Raw genomic sequence first — 7,566 nt, forward strand, 5'->3', positions numbered from 1 at the left:
AGAAGCCTCCGAGCGACACCTCACCCACCTCGGCCAGCTCGCTCAGCGACGCATGCACCCGCGCCAGCACTTGGGTCACCACCGGCGACGCCTCCGGCGGCTGCGTTCCCGGCGCACGCCACCCACCCTCGCGTGAACCCGCGTGGGGCTGCTCGGCAGGTACGGCGCTCACTGACTGACCCTCCAGCGCCCCCTGGGCGCACCGACAACTACGGACGGGGCCAGCAACAGAGAGGTGGGTACAGCCGGATCATCGGCTTCAGGAAGGGCCCGAGCTCGCTCGCTCGAAACTGTGTTCGATTGTACACCGCTCCGCCGACAACGTCGACGGTCGGGTCTCCCGGGGGCGATCGCGCGGCAGGACGCCCCCACCCCGACAGATGCGCAACCCCCGAGACATCGACGCGAGGACCTGCCATGCCCCATCGCTGCCCGCGGTGGGATCCGCGTGAGAGACGGAACTCCTAACACGCTCGGGTGGCCGCCGGTCGCGCGAACCAACGGGGTTGACACTTCAGTCCTTCTTCAGCGCTCGGCGAGAGCGTGCTCCTCATCAGATCCCGTCGAGATAGAGGAGCACATCATGAAGGTTCGATTCAACAGGCGCTGGTGGGCTGCCGTGGTGGTCGCGATCGCAGCGATGGTCACCCTGCTCGCGCCGGCCCAGACCGCGAGCGCGTACTTCGTCGACTCGTGGTCCGGCCGCTACGGAGCACTGGCGTGGGGCCAGGCCTCCAGCAGTCCTGGCCGGATCGTCTCACTGTCGGGGTACAGGTTCGAGATGCCCCAGTTGCTGGTCTACCGCAACGGCGACGTGCCTCGCTACCAGCAGGAGGTCGAGATCACCTACGTCCTTCAGCGCTGGGACGGGAAGAGCTGGGCGCCGGTGGGCTTCGACCGGCAGCGGCACTGGTCCGACTTCGACGCCAAGTATCCGGTGGTCGGGAGGTCGGTGGTCGTTCCGTCCCTGGTGCGGCAGCCCGGCTACTTCCGGGCCAAGGTGTTCGTGCTGTGGGGTGGGGCCGCCGTACCCAACGGGTGGAGCGGGTACACCAGCGGTACCCAGACGATGATCCCCAACTCGAACAGCGATCTCCTCTGCCGTCAGAGCGCGTGCCTGAACTACGGGACAGCGCGCGGAGGGTTCTACGTCTACGGCTAGAACACGCGTGAGGTGCCACCCTGACTCCTCCTGACCGAGGGCGGAGGCAGGGTGGCACAACGCGTCGCGACTGACGCGCCGACCCCCGTCCGGGAATCATCCGAGCAGGGCGTAGCTCGCTGCGTCTTCGAGGGTCATGGCGCGGCCGGCCTCGAGGGCCGCAGTCTGCTCCGGATCGCCCAACGCTCTCCGTGTGAGCTCCAGGTTGTGCGTCCGCTCGTCCTGGAAGTAGGGGACGAGCCCGGTACGTGCACGCATCCCGTCTGCAACACCCACCAGGACCGTGGCCCGGAGCATGTCCCCGCGGTTCACCGCAACCGATGCCATACCGGTGAACGCATCAAGCGCGAAGTCCAGATCTCCCATGCGAAGCGCGAACGACAGACCCTCGGCGAACATGGCTTGTGCGGTCGCGTCATCCCCCTCACGTCTGGCGGCTTCGCCCAGCCCGATCATGGCCTCGTTGATGTGTTCCGCTTCGCCGTACTTGTGTCCGACCTTCATGATGAACTCGTAATGTGACTTCGATTCCGCGATCCTGCCGGTGACGAGGCACAACCTCGCGAGTCCCATCAGGGCATGGGCGATGAGGCGGTCATCGCCCTCCGACCGGTGTGCCTGAAGGGCCGTCGTATGGAGAGTGAGCGCGTCGTCGAGACGGCCCTCGTCTTGAGCGATGTGCCCGAGGTCGGTGAGCGTCACGGTCGCTCGAACGGGACTCGACTCCTGCAGGTACGGCAGGGTTGCTTGCTTGATCAGACGTGCGTTGAGCAGATCGCCTTGCGCCCGGTACAGCTCTCCCAGACCCGTCATCGCTCCGGCCCAGGCTGGAGTGTGGCGACCGTCGAGCTTCTCGATGGCCCCGCGCGCCAGGGTGGTGCCCTCACGCAGTCGGCCGCTCTTGACCCAGAAGCGCCACATGCCGTCGACCAGGGACAGCCCTTCCTCGTCGCGATGGTGTTCCACCGACCAGTGCAGAGCGGCGCACAGGTTCCCGTGCTCCCGCTCCAGCCGATCGATCGAAGCGCGTCCTTCCATTCTCTGCAGCTGCCACCCAGCGCGATGTGCGAGATCGGTGAAGTGGCGTGCGTGCGCCTCGCGAACTGCATCGCGAGCAACATCGTTGCTGAATCGGTCGCCGGCGTACTCCCGCACGGTTTCCAGCATGGAGAGGCGGCGGCTGCCATGACTTGTCTCACCCGTCCGGACCAGGCTCTTGTCGACCAGCGACGTGAGCACGTCCAACACGCTTGCTGCGAAGTCGTCATCGGGGTCGCAGACGGCCTCGACCGCCTCCAGGTCACAACCGTCGACGAAGACCGCAAGCCGCGCGAAGAGTCGCTGCTCATCCTCATCAAGCAGGTCGTAGCTCCAGTCGATCGCTCCGCGCAGCGTCTGCTGGCGCGCAGGGGCTCCGCGAGGTCCGCCGCTGAGGATGTCCAGGCGTCTGGCCAACCGAGGGAGCATCTCCTCGGGGGTGAGCACCCGAGTACGCGCTGCTGCCAGCTCGATAGCCAGGGGCAGTCCATCCAACCGACTGCATATCTGCGCCACCGCAGGGGCGTTCTCGTTGGTGACGCTGAAGCCTTGGCGGGCTGACTGAGCTCGATCCACGAACAGCCTGACTGCCTCGTACTGAGAAAGAGCTTCGGCATCACCCTGGGCGATCGCCTGCTCACCAGGGACAGCCAGGGGCGGGACGGGATACGACTGCTCGCCAGGCAGACGTAGCGATTCGCGGCTGGTGACCAGCACACAGAGCTCGGGGCACGTCGACAGAAGATTCGCCACTTCTGGAGCCGCGGCGATCACCTGCTCGAAGTTGTCGAGGACGAGCAGCACGCGCCGGCCGGCCAGCAGCTCGCGCAGCGCCTGAGGCGCGGTGCGCCCGCTTCCCTCCTTCGCTCCCAGCGTCTGCGCGATCGTCGGGACGACGACCTCCGCGTCGGTCACGGAAGCCAAGGAGACCAGGTAGACGCCGCCAGCGAAGTCCTCCACGGCGTCCGCGGCCACCTGCAGGGCGAGGCGGGTCTTTCCGGTGCCGCCAGGGCCGGTCAGCGTGACCAGTCGACTCCGCTGGCCGCTCAGCAGGTCGGTGATCTCACCGATCTCCGTCGTTCGGCCCAGCAGCGGGGTCGGCTGCACCTCGAGGTTGGTGCGAGGACTCTCCCCCGCCGCCTCCTGCACGTGGCGCTTGATGCCGTCTGCAGCTGCCTGGTACTGCGAGGCTGCGCGCATCAAGGCAGGATCGTCCGCCAGGATCGCGGCCTGCAGCGCCTGCAGACCGGGCCCTGGGTCCAGCCCGAGCTCCTCCCGCATGAGGGCATGGACCTCGTTGTAGAGCTCGAGGGCGTCGACCGCTCGTCCCTGTCGGTAGAGGCCCGTCATCACGGCTGCCCTCAATTGTTCGCGGAACGGGAACTCGTGCAGCAACGGCGTGACGTCGGCGACCACGCGATCGGGTTGACCACACGCCAGCAACGCCTCGGCGAGGTGCTGCGCCGCGGTGGCACGCAGGTCGTTCAGCTGAGCGGCGGCGACTCGAGCGAACTCGTAGTCCTGCAGGTCTGACAACGCATCGCCGCGCCACCAGGCAAGGGCTTCGTCGAGCATCGTGACTGAGTCGTCGGCGCGCCCGGCCGTGAGCAGCTCCCCAGCCCTACGGACCAGAGGCTCCACCTCTTGCACGTCGACCGAGCACACGTCGGACGCCATTCGGTAGCCGGCGCCGCTGAACACGATCGCCTCCGGACCCAGTCGCCTCCGAAGGTGAGAGATGTACACCTGCAACGCATTGGTGGCGCTGGGCGGCGGCGACTGGGCCCACAGGTCGTCGATGAGCCGACTTGCCGAGACGACGCGGTCGAGGTCGAGGGCCAGTCGCGCGAGCAGCGCCCTCTCTCGTCGTGCGAGCTGACGCTCTGACGCCGTTGTCTGCGATCGGATGTGCACTGGCCCCAGGAGCAAGACGTGGTGCACCTCGGTCGTCGTCACCGCGCCCCTTTGCCTGACCGTGCGTAAGCGAGGGCAGCCACTGTGGGTCTCGTCCGCGCAGGAAGTCAACAGATCCTTGGGCCAGCTTGCCGACGGATTCCGGCAAGACCTGCAGGCGTGGAATCTGCAGGTGCGTCACAGTTCTTGGTTCGCGCCAACCCCGACAGCCAAGAACGCCAACCCGGGGTCAGAGGATCGGCGCATGTGCATCGCGGGGAAGGTGTGAGGGGCCTTCCGGGCGCACCTCAGTGGGCTTAAGTGCCTGTTAAGCGGAGGGCGTCATGGTTGCCACTCCCACCAGAGAGAGGTTCCGCCGTGACTGAACGAACTCGCAAGCTTCAGCACTGTCTCGCCACCCTCGTTGCAGCCGCTCCGCTACTTGCAACCACGCTTCTGACCGTCACGCCCTCCCACGCTGCGGTCGCGCGTGAAGCCACTGCCGCGACGCACGCGGCTCCCCCCGCGCGACGGCATCCGGCCCAGCAAGACACAGTGGTCGGCGAGACGGTCGATGCAATCAACACCACGACTCGGTTCTGGGATTGGTACATGCCTCGATTCACTGGAAGTCAGTTCCGACGTCCAGGACTCGGCGCCTGGGGGTACGGCCGCAACTCCATCTACAACCGCGACACCACCGTCCTGAAGTGTGGGACGAACACGCTCGGGAAGAACAATGCGTACGCCTGCACGGGTGGCGCCAACAACTGGGTTGCCTTCGAGGTGCACCTGATGAACAAAGCCGCGCGACTCGGCGATGCATTCATCTGGGTCATCGTGGCTCACGAGTATGCGCACGTCGTGCAGCGGCAACTGGCTTCCCGCTACCTCTCGCAGGCATACGAGCTGCAGGCGGACTGTTTCGCCGGAGCGACGATGGGCGAGATGTATCGACGCGGCATGCTCATCCTGGAGCGCGGTGACTACCAGGAGATCGACGACTCGCTCGCCGAGGTTGCCGGGTTGCCGTGGGGCAGCGGCGGTACTCACGGATCAGTCGCTCAGCGCTGGTCAGCCTTCGGCACTGGTTGGCGGGGAGGCAATCCAGCCTGTCTGAACTACGTCCCCATCCCGGGCTGAGATGTTGCTCCGAACCTGCGTCAGGCGTAGTCCTTGGCCACGTAGCGCCCGTCGGGCGTGATGGGGTCGTCGACGTTGATCGCCTCGACGGCCTCGGTGAGCTCGGCCTCCTCGAGCGGCGGGCGGCGGTCGAGGTGGATGCCGGCGATCATGCAGCGCACCGATCCGCCGGCGAGCTCGATCGTCGGGATCTCGACCGAGACGATCTCGCAGGACTCCTCGATCGCGGCGACCTGCTCGGGCCGCAGCGAGCGCCGGGCCCGGGCCGACATGGCCATGACGTAGCGGCGCTTGCCCTCAGGCGTACGTCCGCAGAGCTCGACGGCGTTGCCGGCGAACTCACGGATCTGCTCCTCGGTGAGCTCGATGATCGTGCGCCCGGTCACCGCGAGGCGCTCGCGGACCTGCTCGCGGCGGTGCTCGTCCGGGATCATGTCGAGCGCGATCATCGCGACGTCGGTGCCGATGCAGGCGATGACGTTGGTGTGGTAGACCGGCACACCGTCGGAGTCGACCGCGTCGAAGGCCATCGGCTCGTAGTTGAAGTCGGTGCAGAAGCGCTCGAGCACCGCCACGTCGGCGCGGTGGCTGCGCGCGGTGTAGGCCACCCGGGAGACGTGGTCGAGGACCATCGCGCCCGTGCCCTCGAGGAAGATGCCGTCGGGCTCGAGGCCGGAGTAGTCGATGATCTCCTGGACGCGGTACTCCGACTTGAGCATCTCCAGCACGTCGTGGCGCCGCTCGTGGCGGCGGTTGGAGGCGTACATCGGGTAGACCGCGACGGTGCCGCCGGCGTGGGTGGAGACCCAGTTGTTCGGGAAGACGCTGTCCGGGCGGGTGTGGTCGTCGTCGTCGAACACGTGCACCCGTACGCCGACGTCGCGCAGGGCCGCCGCGAGGGCGTCCATCTCGGCGAGCGCCTTCTCCGAGGTGGTGTAGTCCGACTGGCCCTCGGGGGCGTCGGCCTGGAAGGCGTTGTCGGCGGCCGTCGCCGGGTTCGGGACGAAGCTGGTCGCGCGGATCAGGATGACAGCGGAAGGGGCCTGGGCACTCACGGGGAGGAATGTAGGGGACGGTGCGGCGCCGCGCGGCATCACCGGCCCGGTGCCGGGAAGTGGTTCAGGCCACCACGGCGGCGATCTGCTCGGCCACGTCGGCGGGGTCACGCTCGACGGCCGCCTCGTAGCAGGTCAGCTCGGTCACCACCCACCCCGGCACCTCGCTCGCGCTCCACAGGCCGCAGGGCACCACCCCGTGCTCCTCGACGTGGGCGACCACCCGCGCGTTGACCTCGTCGACCTCGCCGGGAGCGTAGGCGAGGAAGGTCGCGATGTGCGGCTGCTCGGGGAAGGTCCGGATCCCCCGCTCGCGCAGCTCACCGGCCAGCGCGACGGCCCAGGTCCGGTAGCGGTCGAACCGGTCGAGGTCCGCGCGGATCCCCATCAGCCCGCCGACGGCCGCCGCGGTCATGGAGAAGGTCGTGCCGCCCATCCGGGTCCGCCAGGAGCGCAGCTCGCCGGCGAGGTCCTCGGGGCACACGACGACGGCCCCGCTGGTCGCGCCGAGGCCCTTGTAGAGCGAGACGTACATCGAGTCGACGAGGTCGGCCGCCTCGGCGAGGGTCCTGCCCCAGTGCCCGACCGACTCCCAGATCCGGGCGCCGTCGGCGTGGAACGCCACCCCTCGTTCGCGGGCGGCGGCCGACAGCGCGACGAGGTCGTCCCAGGCCGGGAGCAGGCAGCCGGCGTCGCGCAGCGGGAGCTCGACCATGACGGCACCGAGCCGGCCGCCGACCGCGGCGAGGGACGCGGCCGTCGCCGTCTCGCGACCGGTGGTGAGCCACTCCAGCTCCAGGCCGAGCACCCTGCGGGGGCCGTCCTGCTCGTGGTGGACGAGGTGTGAGAGGTCGGGCAGGGCCACGCGGCGCGAGCCGGACCGGTCGCACCAGGCGCGCAGGGTCGCCTGCTGGGCCATGATGCCGCTCGGGAACATGACTGCGGCCGGCTTGCCGAGCAGCGCCGCGACCTCCGACTCGAGCTGGGCCACGGCACCGCGCTCGCCGTAGCGGTCCCACTCGATGCCGTGCTCCTCGGCGAAGGCGGCGAGCTCGCGGAACGTCTCGGCCGGGCTGCCGGCAGCGCGCCAGAAGACCACCTCGGCGCTCGCCGACGCCGCCCGGAACCGGGCCAGCAGGTCGGCGTCGCCGGGGAGGTCGGCCACGCTCAGGCCTGGCGCTTGAACCAGTACGTCGTCTCCGGGCCGGGGATGACCTGGACGAGCTCCCAGCCGTTGATGCCTAGGGAGGAGATCAGGTCCTCCCACGACTCGGT

5 protein-coding genes are annotated in these 7,566 nt (G+C 68.4%); 2 read left to right on the forward strand and 3 right to left on the reverse strand.

What is annotated here, in order from left to right:
- Positions 1-583: 583 nt before the first annotated feature.
- Positions 584-1,162: a hypothetical protein gene (locus Q9S36_RS51115; protein ID WP_311292379.1), complete on the forward strand. Its 579-nt coding sequence runs from the start codon at positions 584-586 to the stop codon at positions 1,160-1,162.
- 96 nt (positions 1,163-1,258) lie between these two features.
- Here Q9S36_RS51115 and Q9S36_RS51120 read toward each other — a convergent pair whose 3' ends face one another.
- The gene (locus tag Q9S36_RS51120; protein WP_311292380.1) at positions 1,259-4,156 is read right to left on the reverse strand and encodes a BTAD domain-containing putative transcriptional regulator; all 2,898 of its coding nucleotides are present in this window, start codon (positions 4,154-4,156) and stop codon (positions 1,259-1,261) included.
- A 315-nt stretch (positions 4,157-4,471) separates the two neighbouring features.
- Here Q9S36_RS51120 and Q9S36_RS51125 point away from each other — a divergent pair, with 315 nt between their 5' ends.
- Positions 4,472-5,236: a neutral zinc metallopeptidase gene (locus tag Q9S36_RS51125; protein WP_311292381.1), complete on the forward strand. Its 765-nt coding sequence runs from the start codon at positions 4,472-4,474 to the stop codon at positions 5,234-5,236.
- Between the two features lie 20 nt (positions 5,237-5,256).
- On the opposite strand, the gene ctlX is transcribed toward Q9S36_RS51125, so the two are convergent.
- Positions 5,257-6,291 carry a citrulline utilization hydrolase CtlX gene (gene ctlX / locus Q9S36_RS51130; protein ID WP_311292382.1) on the reverse strand — a complete coding sequence of 345 codons (1,035 nt, stop codon included), beginning with the start codon at positions 6,289-6,291 and terminating at the stop codon, positions 5,257-5,259.
- 64 nt (positions 6,292-6,355) lie between these two features.
- Positions 6,356-7,456 (reverse strand): beta-eliminating lyase-related protein, encoded by a 1,101-nt coding sequence (locus Q9S36_RS51135; RefSeq protein ID WP_311292384.1) that lies wholly within the window; start codon positions 7,454-7,456, stop codon positions 6,356-6,358.
- Positions 7,457-7,566 lie beyond the last annotated feature (110 nt).

The organism is Microbacterium sp. ARD31, assembly GCF_031844425.1.